This is a genomic window from Cytobacillus dafuensis (assembly GCF_007995155.1).
Taxonomy (GTDB): Bacteria; Bacillota; Bacilli; order Bacillales; family Cytobacillaceae; genus Cytobacillus; species Cytobacillus dafuensis.
In genome coordinates, this window is sequence record NZ_CP042593.1 from 2,986,393 (window position 1) to 3,004,964 (window position 18,572).

General features: G+C 35.8%; 20 protein-coding genes and 1 pseudogene. 3 read left to right on the top strand and 18 right to left on the bottom strand.

The window, feature by feature from the left end; all coding sequences use genetic code 11:
• Position 1 precedes the first annotated feature (1 nt).
• Positions 2 to 772 (bottom strand): sporulation protein, encoded by a 771-nt coding sequence (locus FSZ17_RS14165; RefSeq protein WP_057771136.1) that lies wholly within the window; start codon positions 770 to 772, stop codon positions 2 to 4.
• A gap of 190 nt (positions 773 to 962) precedes the next feature.
• On the opposite strand from FSZ17_RS14165, the gene FSZ17_RS14170 reads away from it, so the two are divergent.
• Positions 963 to 1,943: a 2-hydroxyacid dehydrogenase gene (locus tag FSZ17_RS14170; protein WP_322107584.1), complete on the top strand. Its 981-nt coding sequence runs from the start codon at positions 963 to 965 to the stop codon at positions 1,941 to 1,943.
• A 40-nt stretch (positions 1,944 to 1,983) separates the two neighbouring features.
• Here the strand turns inward: FSZ17_RS14170 and FSZ17_RS14175 are convergent, their stop codons facing one another.
• Positions 1,984 to 2,157 carry a YozD family protein gene (locus FSZ17_RS14175; RefSeq protein WP_082625225.1) on the bottom strand — a complete coding sequence of 58 codons (174 nt, stop codon included), beginning with the start codon at positions 2,155 to 2,157 and terminating at the stop codon, positions 1,984 to 1,986.
• A gap of 206 nt (positions 2,158 to 2,363) precedes the next feature.
• Between FSZ17_RS14175 and FSZ17_RS23475 the strand changes: the two genes are divergently transcribed.
• The gene (locus FSZ17_RS23475) at positions 2,364 to 2,528 is read left to right on the top strand and encodes a hypothetical protein (protein WP_156416235.1); all 165 of its coding nucleotides are present in this window, start codon (positions 2,364 to 2,366) and stop codon (positions 2,526 to 2,528) included.
• 2 nt (positions 2,529 to 2,530) lie between these two features.
• On the opposite strand, the gene FSZ17_RS14180 is transcribed toward FSZ17_RS23475, so the two are convergent.
• From FSZ17_RS14180 to FSZ17_RS14210, 7 genes are all read right to left on the bottom strand, one after another.
• Positions 2,531 to 3,229 carry a hypothetical protein gene (locus FSZ17_RS14180; RefSeq protein ID WP_057771139.1) on the bottom strand — a complete coding sequence of 233 codons (699 nt, stop codon included), beginning with the start codon at positions 3,227 to 3,229 and terminating at the stop codon, positions 2,531 to 2,533.
• Between the two features lie 92 nt (positions 3,230 to 3,321).
• The gene (locus tag FSZ17_RS14185; protein ID WP_057771141.1) at positions 3,322 to 3,549 is read right to left on the bottom strand and encodes a YozE family protein; all 228 of its coding nucleotides are present in this window, start codon (positions 3,547 to 3,549) and stop codon (positions 3,322 to 3,324) included.
• 182 nt (positions 3,550 to 3,731) lie between these two features.
• Positions 3,732 to 3,923, bottom strand: a complete 192-nt coding sequence (locus FSZ17_RS14190; protein WP_057771142.1) for a hypothetical protein — start codon at positions 3,921 to 3,923, stop codon at positions 3,732 to 3,734.
• A 180-nt stretch (positions 3,924 to 4,103) separates the two neighbouring features.
• On the bottom strand, positions 4,104 to 4,718 hold the full coding sequence (locus FSZ17_RS14195; RefSeq protein WP_057771144.1) for a DedA family protein: 615 nt from the start codon (positions 4,716 to 4,718) through the stop codon (positions 4,104 to 4,106).
• A 66-nt stretch (positions 4,719 to 4,784) separates the two neighbouring features.
• Positions 4,785 to 5,453 carry a phosphatase PAP2 family protein gene (locus FSZ17_RS14200; protein ID WP_057771146.1) on the bottom strand — a complete coding sequence of 223 codons (669 nt, stop codon included), beginning with the start codon at positions 5,451 to 5,453 and terminating at the stop codon, positions 4,785 to 4,787.
• A gap of 281 nt (positions 5,454 to 5,734) precedes the next feature.
• A complete protein-coding gene (locus FSZ17_RS14205; RefSeq protein WP_057771149.1) occupies positions 5,735 to 6,430 on the bottom strand; it encodes a response regulator transcription factor in 696 nt (231 codons plus the stop codon).
• On the bottom strand, positions 6,399 to 7,877 hold the full coding sequence (locus FSZ17_RS14210; RefSeq protein ID WP_057771151.1) for a sensor histidine kinase: 1,479 nt from the start codon (positions 7,875 to 7,877) through the stop codon (positions 6,399 to 6,401). The genes FSZ17_RS14205 and FSZ17_RS14210 overlap by 32 nt, the downstream gene beginning before the upstream one ends.
• A gap of 334 nt (positions 7,878 to 8,211) precedes the next feature.
• Between FSZ17_RS14210 and FSZ17_RS14215 the strand changes: the two genes are divergently transcribed.
• Positions 8,212 to 9,435, top strand: coding sequence for a COG4705 family protein (locus FSZ17_RS14215; protein ID WP_057771153.1), 1,224 nt, complete (start codon positions 8,212 to 8,214; stop codon positions 9,433 to 9,435).
• 125 nt (positions 9,436 to 9,560) lie between these two features.
• Here FSZ17_RS14215 and FSZ17_RS23775 read toward each other — a convergent pair.
• From FSZ17_RS23775 to FSZ17_RS14260, 9 genes and pseudogenes are all read right to left on the bottom strand, one after another.
• Positions 9,561 to 9,986, bottom strand: a pseudogene (locus FSZ17_RS23775) (IS110 family transposase); the annotation flags it as partial.
• Positions 9,987 to 10,014: 28 nt separating this feature from the next.
• Positions 10,015 to 10,293 carry a YokU family protein gene (locus tag FSZ17_RS14225; protein ID WP_057771157.1) on the bottom strand — a complete coding sequence of 93 codons (279 nt, stop codon included), beginning with the start codon at positions 10,291 to 10,293 and terminating at the stop codon, positions 10,015 to 10,017.
• A gap of 2 nt (positions 10,294 to 10,295) precedes the next feature.
• The gene (gene kamA, locus FSZ17_RS14230) at positions 10,296 to 11,702 is read right to left on the bottom strand and encodes a lysine 2,3-aminomutase (RefSeq protein ID WP_057771159.1); all 1,407 of its coding nucleotides are present in this window, start codon (positions 11,700 to 11,702) and stop codon (positions 10,296 to 10,298) included.
• A gap of 201 nt (positions 11,703 to 11,903) precedes the next feature.
• Entirely contained in the window at positions 11,904 to 13,298 is a 1,395-nt protein-coding gene (locus FSZ17_RS14235) for a sigma-54 interaction domain-containing protein (RefSeq protein ID WP_057771161.1), read from the bottom strand.
• Positions 13,299 to 13,400: 102 nt separating this feature from the next.
• The gene (ablB, locus tag FSZ17_RS14240; RefSeq protein ID WP_057771163.1) at positions 13,401 to 14,252 is read right to left on the bottom strand and encodes a putative beta-lysine N-acetyltransferase; all 852 of its coding nucleotides are present in this window, start codon (positions 14,250 to 14,252) and stop codon (positions 13,401 to 13,403) included.
• Positions 14,253 to 14,354: 102 nt separating this feature from the next.
• Positions 14,355 to 15,617, bottom strand: a complete 1,263-nt coding sequence (locus tag FSZ17_RS14245; protein WP_057771165.1) for a peptidase — start codon at positions 15,615 to 15,617, stop codon at positions 14,355 to 14,357.
• Positions 15,618 to 15,662: 45 nt separating this feature from the next.
• The gene (locus tag FSZ17_RS14250; RefSeq protein WP_057771167.1) at positions 15,663 to 16,325 is read right to left on the bottom strand and encodes a 3-oxoacid CoA-transferase subunit B; all 663 of its coding nucleotides are present in this window, start codon (positions 16,323 to 16,325) and stop codon (positions 15,663 to 15,665) included.
• Entirely contained in the window at positions 16,310 to 17,002 is a 693-nt protein-coding gene (locus FSZ17_RS14255) for a CoA transferase subunit A (protein ID WP_057771169.1), read from the bottom strand. The genes FSZ17_RS14250 and FSZ17_RS14255 overlap by 16 nt, the downstream gene beginning before the upstream one ends.
• Positions 17,002 to 18,357 (bottom strand): aspartate aminotransferase family protein, encoded by a 1,356-nt coding sequence (locus FSZ17_RS14260; protein WP_057771171.1) that lies wholly within the window; start codon positions 18,355 to 18,357, stop codon positions 17,002 to 17,004. Before FSZ17_RS14260 ends, FSZ17_RS14255 begins: the two co-directional genes overlap by 1 nt.
• Positions 18,358 to 18,572 lie beyond the last annotated feature (215 nt).

An 18,572-nucleotide genomic window follows, 5' to 3' on the forward strand; every position in this document is an offset into this window, starting at 1 on the left:
ATCATGAAAACCTTTGAATAACAGATTGAATCTTTTGCTGCATATGGGGAATATCACTAGTGTTTACAGTAAAGCGAATATGAGACTCATCCGTATTTAATGCTTCAGAAAGGAAACCGCCAAGACCTCTAGCTCTTCTATCCACTTGCATTAATATTTCTGTCTCAAAACTCGAAACCGGATAAAATGTAACTTCTAATTCATCAAGTCGACCGCGAAACGGACCTGATGTTGGTACAAATTCAAATTCCTGAATAAATGGAAGCCTGCGTTGAAGTCTGTACGGAGCTTGTTCACACTCAGCTTCACGTAAACGGAATCCTAGGCCGCTTACAGCCTGTAAAACGGAATCCATAATTTCGTTCGGATGAACTCTAATAAAATCTTTATCTGTTGGATCTACTGCATTTTTAATATCAAGTCCTGTAGCAATCCACACCTTTGTTTTACCAATTGAAAGTGGGGTATCAGCTGGAATAATATAAGAGAAAGGGATAACCTTGCGCTCATTTGCCATCAAAGTAAATGAATCAGTGAGGCGAAAACGATCAATTAATCCTGAAGCAGTATATTTTTTATCATCTACTTCCTTCACATATGTTGTATTTAATGACAAATAAATATCATCAATTCTTTGTTCAACATTACCGCCATTAATTTCAACCACACCTCGTATTTCTCCCCCTGGAACGACCGTATCGTGTTCAAGCTTCGTATCAACTGTTGCCGCCCCAATTCCAACACTTGCTAGCATTTTGTTAAATAATGACATGAAGAACTCCTCCTTATAATCAAACACAAGTCACATTACTATACGAATGGCCCAATTTAAAGGTTTCATGATCTAAAAAATATTTCTTTTTTTTCAAGTATTCTTGATGCTTAAAACTCATGATTATGAATGATACAATTTCAAATATAAGTATTTTTTCTATATATTTAAATGATAAACCGTTAGGAGGATGAATTCTATTAAAAAGAAAATCTTTATTACTCGTAAACCGCCTGAGCATGTATTAAATAATCTCCAAAAATTATTTGAAGTTGAAATATGGAATTCTGAAGACATAGAAATTCCACGAAATGAATTACTGCATATCATTCATAAATTCGATGGACTTCTATGCCTACTCACCGAAAGCATTGATGAAGAATTGCTGGACAAAGGAAGGAATCTAAAGGTAATCAGTAATTTGGCAGTTGGTTATAATAATATTCACATAGAAGATGCAATATCTAGAGGCATAATGGTAACCAATACACCAGGGGTTCTTACAGAGACAACAGCTGATCTTACCTTCGCACTAATGCTTGCTGCTTCTAGAAGATTAGTTGAGGCTTCTCATGCTTTACGTGAAGGAAAATGGAAAACATGGTCTCCTATGTTTATGACAGGTATGGATGTTCACGGCTCAACACTTGGCATTATTGGTCTTGGTGAAATTGGTGCAGCTGTCGCAAGAAGGGCAAAGGGCTTCAATATGAAGTTAATGTATTATAGCCGTAGTCGGAAGCCTGAGTTTGAGGCTGAGCTAGATATTGAATATGCTGATTTACATACTTTGCTGCAAACATCAGATTATGTATGTATTCTTACACCATTCACTAAAGATACTAAAAACTTGATAACAATGAATGAATTAAAATTAATGAAAAATACAGCCGTTTTAATCAATACAGCAAGAGGAGGAATTGTGAACGAGTTTGATTTAATCCAAGCCTTATCTGATGGTGTTATTTGGGGCGCTGGATTAGATGTATATGAACATGAACCACTGCCATTAGATCATCCTCTTTTACAGTTTCCAAATGTTGTCACACTACCGCATATCGGCAGCGCAAGCATCCAAACACGTACAAAAATGTGGGAGCTAGCTGCAAAAAATATAACATTGGCGTTACAAGGAAAAACTCCACCAAATCTTGTTAGTCGATTGAAATAATGTGAAAAATGACGAGAGCTTTCTCGTCATTTTTTCTATTCTAATCTTCTTCCATTTCTTCATCAATAATACATTTTTGTAATAGGTATTCGAATGTAATATCCGCAAGCTCTTCTAATTCACCTTCAGTAGGCACAAACCCTCTTCTTGTCAGCTCATGAAAGAAAAATTCTGCTATTTCTTCCGTATCAATAATCACTTCCATTTCTTTCATAGCACCGCCCCCTTTGTAGAGAATGTATGTTGTCCTTTTGATTTTCATGCAAATAACAAGCATTTTGATAATGATTCTAATACATTACTAAAAATCTTTCTTCATTTTTTTTCTGACATTTTTATTAAGGACAAGCATATAAATGAAAAATAAGTGCCTTGCGCAAAATTATACGGAAAATCGTTAATAAAATGGAGGAGTAAGACATGGCTAAATTCTCTAAATTAGCTGCAGTAATTTCAGAGGACTTAAATAAGGAAGAAAGTTTGATCATCCATTTTTACGGCCAGTTTTTAAATGGTCTGTATAAGGTCGTACTATGGTTTGGTATCCCATATATTGTGTTCTTATTAATTCAGTTTAACAAATGAAATTATACTGTACTTTTTCCATCATTGTTCGAAATCTGCTTCAGTTTTCTTAAAATTACACGCATTATATGTCTATATTCTTCGTCATGAAACATCTCGTAGAGAATGCGATAATCATTAAATATATCTAATAAACCATCAATTAAAAGCTTTTTCTCTCGTATTTCTGCTAATATTTCCTTTTCTGCTTTGCGGAAGGAGTTTCCCTTTTTCTCTTTTAGTTCTGGCAATTTTTCCTTCTTATTCAGTAAGTACAGAAGTCCCAGCTTTTGAATGAAGGCATCCGCACTTTCCGCATCTGCTACAAGTATTAATTCCTCTTCATTTGCTTCAAGCCATTCCGCATCACTAATTCTTGTTAGTTCGTAAATAATATCCTCCCAAGCATCCTCTTTATAACGCCATATTTCTGTTCTAAACCCAACGACTTTGAACAAGTCTGATCCATAGCCCTTTACTTGTACTAAATCTCCAAAAAAGTACTTATACTCTATATCAATATGTTCCTTTTCCATTATTTCCCCTTTATAATCAGAAAGCATTTCCAAGCTTGATTCCATATATAGGCCTTCACTTCTATTAACCTCATAAACATACATACCGTCGAGCCACTTCATATTTGTAATCTTACCAACCGTTCCATACATAGTGATCACGACTGTATCACCGATATTAAATTTAGATTTTTTCCTATCGCTCATTTCCTCCATCCTCTCGGGTGTGAGTCGTGAATTATTGATTACGATAGTATATGCAAATACAATTAAATGCGGTCCGTATATAGAAACACAGATTATCTTTGTTCTTCATATAACTTGTACAATTCCCACACATCATCAAATACTGACATGCTCTCCATATAGGAACCATTTAATTCTAAATATGTGCTAAGCTCATGATAATTTGATGATGTTTTTGGAAAACCGTGGTCTTGGTAGACATGATTTGCAAAAAGGCTAATTGAATCTTTTGGAGTTGGATGCCGATATTTCAGTAGAAAATGATAAAATGGTTTTGCCATTATATACACACGCCTTCCTAGCCATTTTTATTTTAAGATTATTTTTTGCTCTGTAATTCATTAGAATGAAAGAATATATCGTATACTATAAGCAATTATTCGCATTTTGTCCAAATGAAAAAGCAATCCAATGCTGGATTGCTTTTTCACATTATGAAACAATGGTATCAACCGTATATTTATTACTGATAGCGATCTGACTTTGCTAATTCAGTCAGTATCCAAATAATATTAAACAGTAAAATCGCCACTGTAATCGGAACAGCTTGAAGCCAATTCTTCCCATACTTCTCTTTAATAACACCCGCATAATACCCGCTAAAAAATAAACCAAACATAGCTACAGCAAGCATAATCATTAGCGTTAGCTGCATTCCCTTTTCCTCCCAATTATAAATGAATAGTATCCCTAATACTCATTATAATGATAGTGGAAAAAGAGTTTGTGAAAAAAACATGAATTATTTGTGAACTATACCTATTTTTTGCAGTTAAAAATCAAAATAATTCCTTTTTAGAAGCCTCGGCTGTGCCATTAATTTTTTTATCTATATTTAATTGTTCAATTTCACTCTATTTTTCAAAAATAGAATAATAAATAATACAAAGATCACTACCAAAACGAGTAAGGTAGTATTAGAATATGTGTCCATATACCCGACAATCGTATTCCATGAAGCTCCTACTGCTGCACCCAAAGTTACTAGCACACTATTCCAAATTAAGGAACCAACGGTCGTAAACAATAAAAATATGCCAAAGTTCATATGGGCCATACCAGCTGGAATTGAAATTAAGCTTCTAACCAAGGGAACAAGTCTCCCTAAGAGTACTGTCCAAACACCAAACTTATGAAACCAAGCATTCGCTTTATCAATATCTTTTGAGGTTAAGCGCAAGATATATCCCCACTTATCAACAATTTTTCCTAATCGATTCACATCAATAAGTAAGCCTATCCCATAGAGAGCAATTGCCCCGATTACTGAGCCAACCGTTGAAACGGCAATCACCCCTATAATACTCATATTTGATGTGGTAGTCATAAAGCCGCCAAATGTTAAAATCACTTCAGATGGAATAGGGGGTAAAATATTCTCTAAAGCTATTAAAAGAAGAATCCCTATATATCCATACATATTCATGACTTCCGTTATCCAATTTTCCATTATTACTCTCCTTATCCTGATAGAATCTAACAACCTAATACAATATTTTCAAGTTGTGCCAATAATTTATCCCTTACTTTCGGAGAAACTATTTCTTGCATACCGCTTCTCTCTATATCTCTGGAAAAACCAAATAGAAATTGCAAGCCAAAAGCCACTGGCTAAATACCCGCCAATAATATCACTTGGATAGTGTACCCCTAGATAAATCCGACTCGTACCAATCATCAGAATGGATATACTACTAATCATAATTAGAGTAATACGTCCTAAACGGGTATTCAAATGTCGCCATAACAGAAAAGCAAGGATTCCATAAACTGCAAATGCATTCATTGCATGTCCACTAGGAAAGCTGTATCCTCCTATTTCAATCAATCGATGTAGATCTGGGCGAGCTCGATGAAAGAATTGTTTTAAAATCTGATTGATAATGGGGGTTCCGATAACTACAGTCCCAAACAATATGAGCTCTGCACGATGCTTCAATACAAAATATAAAAAAAAAGATACTATAAGAAAAATAACAAGTACGGAAGGGAATGACCCGATGTATGTGAAAAATTTCATGATTTGGGTTAGCATTGGCGACTCAAAGCCTTGAATAAAGGAAATCACCGATTGATCAAATCGAACGATTTTCTGACCATTAATTAACATCGCGATATAACTAAAACCGATAAGCGAAAGCAAACTTATAAGAAAAGCGCTGAACAGATGTCCTGTTAATTTCATGCTGAAACTCCCATCTATTATTTTTGAAAAGAAGCTGTCTCTTGTATTAAATTCATCAACCATTTTGATTACTAAAAGAATAAATCAAAATAATAAATAACACCTTAACCAATTATTAAAAAAATATTAATTAATAGAAGATAATAGGAATAAAGGACTTCTCACCCTGGTTCTCTTTGTAAATTCTTATGCTACATAAAAAAAACATGGATCCATGCGTATCCATGTAAGAGGTTTAGAAATATACAAAAGTATATAAATCGGTTAAGGAATAGAGATATTTACCCTTTAAATCGATACCCAGCTCCCCATATCGTCTCAATATATTGTGGGTGAGAAGAGTCGTCTTCAATCTTTTCCCTAATTTTTCTAATATGGACCGTAACAGTTGAAATATCTCCAAAGGAATCAATTCCCCATATCCGCTCAAATAATTGTTCCTTACTAAAAACATGGTCAGGATGCATAGCTAAAAACAGTAAAATATCAAATTCCTTCGTAGTAAAAATCACTTCACAATTATTGACATAGACCCTTCTCGACTCCTTATCCATACGTAGTCCTCGAAAAAAAATCGTATCTTTTTGAGGTTCTCTTGAAACTAACCTTTCATACCGTGAAATATGGGCTTTCACCCTTGCCACCAACTCACTAGGACTAAATGGTTTTACGATATAGTCATCCGCACCCAAACCGAGACCTCGAATCTTATCGATATCTTCTTTTTTTGCCGAAACCATGATGATAGGAATATTCTTTTCTATTCTGATCGCCTTACAAATTTGAAATCCATCGACTTCTGGAAGCATTAAATCCAATAAAATTAAGTCCACTTGATCATGTAATGCTTTATGTAGACCATCCTCCCCTGTCAAGGCAATGTCAACTTCAAAGCCATCTATTTCTAAATAATCACGTTGTAACTCAGCAATACTTATATCATCTTCAATAATTAATAATTTTTTCACCATTTTCATTTACCCTCTTTAACTTAATAAAAATCGATATACCCGCTTTCATGTTGTTCTCTGCCCAAATGGATCCGTGATGTTCTTCAATGATCCTTTTGGCAATGGATAAACCTAGCCCACTTCCGCCCTTTTTTGTTCCCCGAGACAAATCTGCGCGATAAAACTGATCAAAGATATAAGGAATACTTTTTTCATTAACCCCAGGTCCGTTATCTTCTAATTTGAACAGAATATATGAATCCATTGCAGAAAGATGAAAATCTAGCTTCTTTTCTTCTTTATCATTATATTTTAAGGAGTTATCTGTAATATTTGTGATGACACGTTTAAGATGCTTACGGTCTCCCATCACTTCATATGTCTCATTTTTATCAATATCCAAATTCACTTCCACATTCTTTCCCTCTACATCAAATCGAAGTTCTTCTACAAAGTCAGATAGGTAATGATCAAATTTTATTCTTTCAAAATGAAAAGGGAGTCTTTGTAAATCTAATTTAGAAAATAAAAATAGCTGGTCAATCATTCGATCTAAATCTCTTGCCTTCGTATAGATGGTTTTGATATATCGTTCCATTTTTTGGGGACTATTAGCCACTCCATCACGTATTCCTTCTACATATCCAATAATACTGGTAATGGGTGTTTTTAAATCATGAGAAATATTTGCTATTAATACTTTTCGATTGTTTTCATAGGATAACTGTAAATCAATTGACTCTTTTAACCTTATTCTCATTTCTTCAAACCCTTTTGCAAGCTGCCCCAACTCATCCTGTGATTCTGGTTTAATCTCTACATTAAGATTACCTTCTTTCATCATACTTACAGCCTTTTGGAGTTTACTTATTGGCCTTATTATAGTCCTGGACACATAGTAAGTAAGCAAACCATTCGTTACGACCAAAATGACAATTAATAAGATAATGATAGTTGGAAAAAGTGAACGCATAATTTCTGCAAACCCGCTGGCATCTTGAATAAAAAACAAAGTACCTTCCGAATAATCTGAAAAGAAAAAATCAAGTTGCTTGATTGATACAAATTGATTAACACCAATCCGTTCTACCTGATTAACTTCTCTATTTGCGCCAAATGGCTGCAAGTCCCCTTTATCCAGATTTTTAAGAGAGGATGGTACATAAATCAGTTTATTATCCTTTCTAACGACCAGTCTAAAACCAAATTGACTCAGCTTTTGATTTGTCTCATGTAAAAATGACTGATCCAAAAATCGCTCAGGATCAACTTTAGTCTGACGATAATAATCAATTGTTAATTGTTCTTTTTGGGAAATAGCTACGTTTTCTTCAGGGGGTAAATATAGGTCCCTCATTTCTTTTATATCCCCTCTAAATAGTAAAGCAACAAGAATAGCAACAATCAGAGTAAATAATATAGGAATAATAATCATGGCAATGTACGAAAGTAATAATCTTAGACGAATCGACACATGTTTCACAGCCTTCTAGTTTATAATTCTTTTTTATTAAATCTATTAGATCCTAGTATATGTACAAAGAACAAAGAACATCATAATAACAAACAGGAAAAGTATTATCTTTTTCCAATCCAACTACTTATGTTAGAGAATAAGCGTAACTTCATAAACTAAATATTTTATTTATCAAATCTTAAATATTTCTTAAATACACGTATCATTTCGATTTAAGAAATATTTAAGAAAATTTTCATAGAAAATTTAGAACAAAATATTACAATCCAACTATATCTAAAAGATTCTTTCACAGACTTTCAGATTATATATACAAATCGGAGATGAGGTTATGACAATAAACACTTCCACTGGAAACGAATCGCCAGATAGGATAATGTTAAGCAAGGTACCACAAGTCACTATTTTCTTCTGGATAATCAAAGTTTTATGCACAACTGTCGGTGAAACATTCGCTGATTTCCTAAATTTCAACCTTGGATTTGGTTTAACTTTCACTACCATAATTATGGGAATAGCGTTTTTCATTGTATTGAATCTTCAATTCAGAGCAACTAAATATGTTCCAGGCATTTATTGGCTAACTGTTGTTCTAATAAGTGTATTTGGAACTTTGGTAACTGATAATTTGACAGACAGTATGGGAGTACCACTTGAGTTAAGTACAGTAGTTTTCTCCGTGCTCCTAGGATTAACTTTTCTTCTTTGGTATCTTAGTGAAAAAACACTCTCAATCCATTCCATTTATACAAAAAAAAGAGAAGCTTACTACTGGCTAACCATTCTTTTCACATTTGCACTTGGAACAGCAGTCGGAGATTTATATTCCGAACAACTTGGTCTTGGTTATCTTAACACAGGAATAATAGTCGTTATTATAATCGCTTGTGTATTTTTAGCTTGGAAATTTTTGAAACTTGATGGAGTATTAGCGTTTTGGGTTGCGTATATTCTTACTCGGCCACTAGGAGCCTCATTAGGAGATTACCTATCTCAACCAAAAGTTAATGGTGGGTTAGATTTAGGGGCAACAGTTACTAGTGTAATTTTTCTTATAGCTATATTAGCGATCATCATTTTTCTTGCTGTTACAAAAATTGATACAACGGCAAAAAGTGAAACAAAAGAAATAAACCAAACAAATGGAAGCAAGAAAAATGTTTTGACACAAACCTTTGCGGTACTGTGTATTTTCCTAGTTCTTGGTATAGGCGGTTATGTTTGGTGCAGTAATAATATAGCATCGCAAACCGATTCTTCACAAACTACATTATCTGGACAATTAACAGATTTTATTAAAATTGAAAATGACATGCTAAAAGATGTAAACTCAAATAACTTTACTTCTGCTAAAAAAAGTGCTGACAATTTAGAACATCAATGGGACACAGCAGAACCTAAGCTTAGAAACATGGATGGCACAACATGGACTAAAATTGATGGAACGATTGACAGTGTATTAGCAGCAGTTCGTTCATCAAACCCTGATGCGAGCAAGTGCAAATCTGCACTTAACAATTCGCTTAGTGTCATAAACGAAGCAAATAAACAATAATCAAAACAAAAGTTTGAACCCTTCATTATTGGGTTCAAACTTTTTTATACTATCAGAATTACTTTCTTATACCTTTTATCTTATTTTCTCTTTCATACACCGCTTTTTCTTGATCACTGCTTACAAATCGAATCTGGATTTGCTTCACCATCAATGAGTTGACGAATCATTAACCTGCCTGAAACACCCAAAATATCTTTAGCAACGGAACCTAGTTTAATATTAGCTCCTTCTATGACTTTTTGTTTACGATTAGATTCTCGAGCACGTTCATCGATAAGGCTCTTGCGATTTCGAACATAATCACGAAGTTCATGTTGATCACGGTTAGGAATATAACATGGTTTTTACAAACCAGTTTTAAGGAGGTCCGCAATCCATTCAGCATCTTTCACATTTGTTTTTCGACCAGGCACTTGTTTAATGTGTTGGGCATTATTGACATATGTTTGGATGGAAGGTTCCAGCTCCAAAAGCTGATAAACGGGTTTCCAGTAAACTCCTGTACTCTCAATGACAACATGGGTACAACCATATGATAATAGCTGATCTTCTTTTTTACCATAATGCTCTTGTCTCCTACGTAAAATCAAAATAATTCCGCTTCAACACCCGCTTCATCTTCAATAACTCCTCATACGTCGTCTGCTTTCCTAACTGCTTCGTATCAATTAAAAACAATTGATCTTCAATTTCTTTCGTCGTTTCGTCACTTTGAAATTGCACATGACAATTATCACAATAGAAAGATGGAGTTTCATCAATTTCTACCGCTCTTAAGCCATCTGGTAATTCCCAATAGACCGTATCCATTACCGTTGAAAGTTTTCCTACTTCACACCATGGACAAGTTTCCATGTTCAATCATCTCCCTTTGTTGCTTGGGTGTTTTTTTGCTGTGCCTGAAATTTCTTTTCTTTTAATTGATCACGTTTTTCGCGTTGATCTTTCAACGAAGCATGTTCAGGATTGATTTCATATTCAGTACGACGGTCCAAACGCTTTAGACCTTCTGGCACTAAGTTAAACTCCGCATCATTCATTAAACCAGAGATACCAATATCTGAACGTTTCTCTTCTGCATCAGGATAGACTTTCTTAAAGTAATCCTCCGCAAAACCAGGGGTATAGTTCTCTGGTTCTGGATACGTAGTTATGACGCCTTCAAAGTTACGTAGCACGGTTTTTGTAGGAGATTGAGATAGGATATAATTTGGTTGCAGGGGGATTTTCCCTCCACCTCCAGGAGCATCAACAACAAAGGTTGGTACAGCATATCCTGATGTATGCCCACGGAGTCCTTCAATAATTTCTAGCCCTTTTGAAACAGGTGCACGGAAATGGCCAATTCCCTCTGATAAATCACATTGATAAATATAATAAGGTCTAACTCTAATTTTTACGAGATCATGCATTAGTCTTTTCATAATCGGGACACTGTCATTTATTCCTGCTAGAATGACAGATTGATTCCCAACTGGTACACCTGCATTGGCAAGCATCTCACATGCTTTTTTGGATTCTTCGGTAATTTCTATGGAGGTATTAAAGTGGGTATTTAACCAAACTGGATGATACTTTTTTAAGATATTACAAAGGTTTTCGGTAATTCTTTGAGGAAAAACAACGGGTGCTCTTGTACCAATACGAATAATTTCTACATGGTCAATTTCGCGGAGGTTTTTTAAAATATATTCTAAAATATTGTCGTTTATTAAAAGCCCATCTCCACCGGAAATAAGAACGTCTCTTATTTGAGGTTCACTTCTTATATAATCGATAGCAGCGTCCAGCTGTTTCTTCGGTACTCCCATTCCAATCTGCCCAGAAAAACGTCTTCTTGTACAATAGCGGCAATACATTGAGCATTGATTCGTGACAAGAAAGAGAACACGATCTGGATATCGATGTGTGAGGCCAGGCACTGGGGAATCCTCATCTTCATGTAGCGGGTCCTCAAGATCATATTTCGTCTTATAAATTTCCTTTGAAATCGGTACTGATTGCATGCGAACTGGACAACGCGGATCATCTTGATTCATCAAAGATGCATAATATGGAGTAATATTTAAGGGAATTGTTTTCGTTGATATCCTTACACCTTCCTCCTCTTCAGGAGTAAGGTTTATAACCTTCTTTAAGTCATTCACTGAACGAATGGTATTGGTCAGCTGCCAAAGCCAATCATTCCATTGTTCTTCTGATACATCCTTCCATAGCTCAATATCCTTCCAATGACGGGATGGTTTGTATAAAAATTGTTTCATTTTTAATCCTCCTCAGAATTTCTATATATAATACATATGCAATTATTGTGCCAAATCAAAATTATCCATATATCGAATGCCTGTAGGCTTTACACCGTCCGCCATTACTCATTTAATATTTATTAGTTTAATAAAGAGATCATTTTTATTTCATAAAAATCTTTATACAAAAGAAAAAAATGCCGACTATTCGGCATTCGTTCATTTCAGCTTTTGAAGTTTATATTGTAATGTTTGCCTAGGAATCTCAAGGAGCTGTGCTGCCTGATTTATATTTCCATCGGTTTGTTGAAGGGCATCCTTTATTAACTCTTTTTCTAACTGCTGTAGATTATTTCTCAAGGATAGACTTATTATTTTCTTCTCCATTTTTGTATGCATAAAATTTTGCTTCAGCATGACTGGCAAATCTATTTCTGTTAAAAACTCTCCTTCACATACATTCATCATATACTCTATTGTGTGTTTTAATTCTCTTACATTCCCAGGCCAGCCATACGTTTTAAAGTAAGTCATTACCTTAGCATTCACACCTATAACACTCTTTTTAAAAGCTAAATTAAAAGAAGAAATAAAGTGTTCTGTAAGAAAGGGAATATCCTCCTGCCTTTCCCTTAACGGTAGAAGTCTAAAGGTCAAAACATTTAATCGGTAAAAAAGATCATCTCTTATCTGCTGCTTTTCAAGTGCTATTTGTGGATGAACATTCATTGCCGCAATAATTCGTACATTTACAAAAAAACTTTCCGTACTGCCAACTCTTCTTACAAGACCGTCCTCCAGAACTCTAAGAAGCTTCGCCTGCAGCTCAATTGGCATCGTATGGATTTCGTCAAGAAAAAGGGTACCTCCATCCGCAAGCTCGAATAAGCCTGGCCGGTCCACCGCACCTGTATAGGATCCTTTCGATGTTCCAAATAAAATGCTTTCTAGTAATGTCTCTGGGATTGCTGCACAGTTCTGGGCAATAAAAGGACCTTCTGCTCGTAAAGAGGCATGGTGAATACCTTGTACAAAAAGCTCCTTCCCACAACCGCTTTCTCCAAAAACCATTATAGGGGAATCTGACTTTGCAAGCTTTTTTGCTTCATCTTTAACTGCCATTAAGTCAGAGCTAACTGTTAAAATACTATCTAAAGTATATTGCGTACTAGTTGAGGATTTCTTTTTTTTCTTCACTGGGAGTTCCATCTTTTTCTGTAAATCAAGCAATCTTTCAGAAAGTAGCTTCAACCTTGAATAATCCTTCGCAATCTCCACTGCTCCTACCGTCTTACCACTCACTCTAATTGGGAGTGTGGTATTTATCGTTTCAATTTGATGTCCGTGGGCATTTACATATGACTGAGATTGATTATAAATGGGTTTATTTGTTTTCATCACTTTTAAGAGCGTACTAGTCTGTTCATTTAACGAGGGAAAAGCGGATAAAAGTGGTCTATCTAATACTTCGTTTACATTCATTCCATCATGCTTAGCCGCGATTTCATTATAATAGATGGTTTTTCCATTTAAATCTACAACATGAATCCCTTCATCTATTCCATTTAAAATGGCTGAAAGTACCTCTTTTGATTTTACATGTAATTTAGTGATCCCTATCCCCCCTTTTTATAAATATATATGTTATAACAGCCGAAAAATTGTCTTCTTTCTGCCGAAAATTTGGCAGTAGAAATGGATCAAGCACCTTCAGAATTATTTTGAAAGATCCTTTACCCAAACATTCATATCCTCCAGCTTATCAAAAATATAACAGTTATTGATAAGTCTACCTCGATAGTAATATCCTAGCTGGTGCAAGGCAGCATTCATACCAAATGATAAGGATCTTGCAATTGAATAAGCACAATATACACCATTTCCCCTCAAATCAGCTTCAAGCTTCTCTAATAAAATTTTCATTAAGCCATGCTTACGGTGTTCAGGTAAAGTTGCACAATCGGTTAATTCGGCGTTTTTGTAGAAGGAATTAACTTCAGCCGATGCCGCGCTGACAATTTCTCCATTAAGATGGAAGCAATAATAAATAGTACCATCTTGTATTGTTTTTTCAATATACTGAGGATCATTGAGTGGAGTTGGATAGATTTGAAATACTTTCCCATAAAGGTTTGCTAAGCTTTTTGCATCCTCAATGGTTATTTTTTTTAGTTTATACTCGGATGGAGGAAGAATTGGGTAACTGTTTCTTTCTAATGCAACAACATTTTTTACAATATGATCTTCGTTCAGCCACTGAGTGCTTGTCCTTCTTTCAGAAGTATAATATTTACAAAAAAAATAAAGATTTGAGCCAAGAAAATAATTCTCAATCATTGCCTCGCAATGATAGCCATGTTCAATTAGGCTTAGATAATGTTCTTTTCTTCCTTTAATAATTAGTTTTTCTGCATGCTGACTATTTACGAGCGTTTCTGCTTTTTTAATTGCTTCAGGTATATTTCCACATAAATCATCTACTCGAATTCGTTTGTTAAACAAATCTTTATAAACTTCCAATGAAAATTGATCGGTTTGAATTAATTGTATATCAGTAATTTTTTCCATCTTTTCTTTCCTCCATAATTGAAAAGACTAAGCGCCTTCCCTCGAGGTTGATAAAAACGGGACAAAACAATTATTAGAAAAGGCACTTTAATCCAAATAAATCTAATTAGTTTCACACCATTTTAAAAGCGTTAAAGCAATTATTTCAGCCGCTACAAATACTTCATTAATTGAAATATACTCATTCACATCGTGCGCTACCTCTGTTACTCCTGGTCCAAACACAACAACAGGGATGTCCGCCACAGTAGAAAGGATCCCACCGTCTGTTCCCCATGGCGATGCTTCAACTACCGGTCTCGTCTGTTTCACTTTTTGAAAGCATTCTGAAATCGTTTCTATTAATGGATGATTAGCTTCAAGATTTCCTGGAAGCCATCTTCCTCCGAACCATTCTATTATTGGGGGATTTAAACATAACCAATTATCCGCTTCTGAGATTTGAACTAACATTGCCTCCATTTCTTTTTCTGCATCTTCCATCTTTTCATCAGGTGACACCCCCATCCTTCCTTCAATAACTGCAATATCAGGAACTGATGATGGCCATTCTCCACTATGGATTTTCCCTATATTAATAGGAATTGGTATCGGTATGTTTTCATACAGCGGATCAGTAATTTTCTCATTTCTCTTTTTCTCTAAATTCTGCAATCCTGTCATAACTATCATCGCTTTTTCAATTGCACTTATCCCTTCATACCTTGTTCCACCATGTGCAGAACGTCCTTTTACAGTGATCCGAAACCACATTGAACCTTGCTGCTTTGGAAACAATTTCATATTTGTCGGTTCTGGAATAATGGCCCCATCTGCTTTATATCCTCTTAAAACTGCTGCGAGTGTGCCAGCCCCACCACTCTCTTCTTCAATAACACTCTGAAAAATAACATCCCCTTTTAATTGAATACCGGAATTTATGATCGCTTCAATTGCTAATAAAAGGGAAACAGTCCCACCTTTCATATCAGTAGACCCTCGGCCATAGATATTTCCTTCCTCAATATGTCCGCTGAAAGGGTCATGTTTCCACTCATTTCGATCCCCTGCTGGGACAACATCAATGTGGCCGTTAAGTATAATCGACCTGCCTCCACCAGCACCTTTAAGCACTCCAACAATATTGGGATTTCCTGAAAAGTCTTTTCGATCTGAGCAAAAGACCGGATGGGTGAATAGATCATCCTCTCCAATTTCCCAAATATCTAATGAAAGACCAAGCTCCCTGCATTTTTCAATAATAATTGCCTGTGCACTGCTTTCATTTCCACGTATACTTCCTTCCTGAACAAGTCTTTGCAGGAGGTTCATTCCTTTTTTTTTGTTTTCCGCAAGCCATTTTTTTATTTTTTTTTCTTCCAACATACCGTCACTCCTTAGAATAACAAACTGTTACATTTCCGAACCTTACTAGTCTATGATTTCTAGATTTTCAATTATTTGAAAATCACAACCGGTATTCATTCTTACTTCTTCAATCGTATAAGGTGAAAATAATTCAGTAAGAATTAATCCATGTCCCGATACTTGAAAAACAGCCATTTCAGTAATGATTACATTTACACATTTAGCAGAAGTTAACGGCAGCGAACATTCCTTCACTATTTTTGCATTTCCTCTTTTGTCTGTATGATTCATTAATACAATAACTTTTTTAGCCTTTTGCGCTAATTCCATTGCTCCTCCCATACCAGGAACTTTCTTACCCGGTACAATCCAATTAGCTAGATCTCCTTTTTCACTCACCTGTAAGGAACCAAGAATGGTCACATCGATTCTCCCACGACGAATCATGCCAAAGGAAACTGCACTGTCACAATAGGAAGCCCCTTTGACAACTGTAACTGGATAGCCTCCTGCATTGCATAGGTTTTCGTCTTCTTCTCCTTTAACAGGACTTGCCCCCATCCCCGTTATCCCATTTTCTGCATGAAACAGGACATTAATCTGCTTAGGCAAATAGTTTGGAACGAGGGAAGGAATACCGATACCTAGATTCACGACCATCCCTTCCTTTATTTCCTCTGCAGCACGCTTGGCAATTCTATTTCGACTTTCTATTCCCATACCCATTTCCAATTCACCCCTTTAGAAGGAACAATATAATCAACAAACACTCCAGGTGTAATAATTTCGTCTGGATTTAAGCTGCCTAATGGGACGATTTCCTCTACCTCTGCAATTGTAATATTTCCTGCCATTGCAACTAGCGGATTCGTATTTCTCGCACTTTTATCATATATAAGGTTCCCATATGAATCAGCTTTTTTCGCAAATACGATAGAAACATCTCCTGTGAGAGCCGTTTCAACTAAATACTCTTTACCCTTAGAATTGACTTTCTGTTTGTTGCTTGAAACCAACTCATTATCCATACCGATATCGGATAAGATTCCAGCTACTCCTACTCCACCTGCCCTAATTCTTTCAGCAAGAATACCTTGAGGAGAAAATTCCACTTCCAGCTGTCCTTCAGTCATTAATTGCCCAGCAACTGGATTTGAGCCAATATGGGAAGCAATGATTTTCCCAGCTCTTCCTTGACTAACGATTTTGCCTATCCCTATATGAGGGAATCCTGTATCATTCCCAATTAGTGTTAAATGACGAATCCCTTTTTCAAGAATACCATCGATAATCGTAGGTGGAGAGCCAATTCCACCAAAGCCGCCAAACAATATGGTCATTCCGTCATGAAAATGCTCCATTGCCTCCTCAATAGAAATAATTTTTTTGAAGGAATTTTCCATTACTCCATTCCCTCCCTGACTGACAAATATTTATTCGAAAAAAGTTGGAATGTCACTTGTAATCTCTTTATTAATTCATCTATTTCAGGAATCGTAATAGTTAATGGAGGAGCGATTAATACTGAATCACCATTGATTCCATCAATTCCTGCTCCAGCTGGATAAATGAGCAGACCACAATTCTGTGCAAGCTGAATGAGTTTTTGTGTTAATTGAAGTTCTCTTGGAAAAGGGGTTTTTTCTTCCCTATCCTTAACAAATTCTAAGCCGATCATGAGCCCTTTCCCTCGGATATCTCCTATAAATGGAAAGTTATCTTGGAGCTTTTCTAGTTTTTCTATCAAATACACACTTTTTTTATCTACTTCTTTAATAATTTCGTTCTTCTCTAAATATTCAAGAACGGCAAGCGCAACTGCACATGATTGTGGATTAGCGCTTAATGTATGTCCGCTCATTACAATTTTTGATCCCGCCAAAATAGGTTTCATCACTCGTTCACTTACTAAAGCAGCAGCAATCGGAGCATAGCCAGCCCCCATTCCTTTACCAAGTGCAACAATATCCGGCTCTATATCCCAATGTTCACATGCTAGCATCGCTCCTGTTCTGCCAAAGCCTGTCATGACTTCATCTGCAATAAAGAGGATGTCATTTTTTTCACATATTTCTTTAATTACTTTATAGTAGCCCTTCGGTGGTGTTATGGCCCCTCCAGATGCACCGATAATCGGTTCCGCGATAAATGCAGCTATTTGATTTGCTCCGATTCTCTTAATGACTGTATCGAGCTCCTGTGCGCATACATGCCCACAATTTGAAGCTTCCAGATTATATGGACATCTGTAGCAATAGGGTGGATGAATGACAGGAAAATCTTCTAGAAGTGGGATGAATCTTGCCCTCCTACCTGTATGGCCAGACATTGATAAGGCACCTAATGTTATCCCATGATAGCTCATCCATCTCGATAGGACTTTTTGTTTTGTGTGGATCCCTTTTTCTTGCCAGTGTTGAATAGCGATTTTCATTGCCGTCTCAGTTGCTTCAGAGCCGCTATTTACAAAAAAACACCAGTTTAAGTCACCTATCGTGAGTTCAGCAATTTTTTGGGCAAGCTTTTCTGCCGCATCACTCGTAAACTGTGATCGGTATACGAATGACACACGTTTTGCCTGTTCAAGCATGGCATCTATTATTTCCTTTACTCCATGACCGATATTTGCGGTAATTGCACCTGACGAGGCATCCAAATATTCCTTTCCTTCATTGTCGTATAAATAAATTCCTTTACCATAATCGATTACTGGATAATTAGCACCCAGCAATGGCTTAATTAAGTTTGTTTGGTGCATAAGCCAGCCTCCTCCATCCCATTTACAACGATTTCATACCATTAAGACAATACTAGATTATATGAGATGATTGTCTAAATCTTTCATATATATCGTGAAAATTAGAAAAACTTGGCCTTCGCCAAGTCCTTTTTGGCGAAGGCCTTAGTTTTACTTATGCGATCTTATTAGCAGATATTTAATTGAACACACACTTTACTTTAGTACGCTAATAA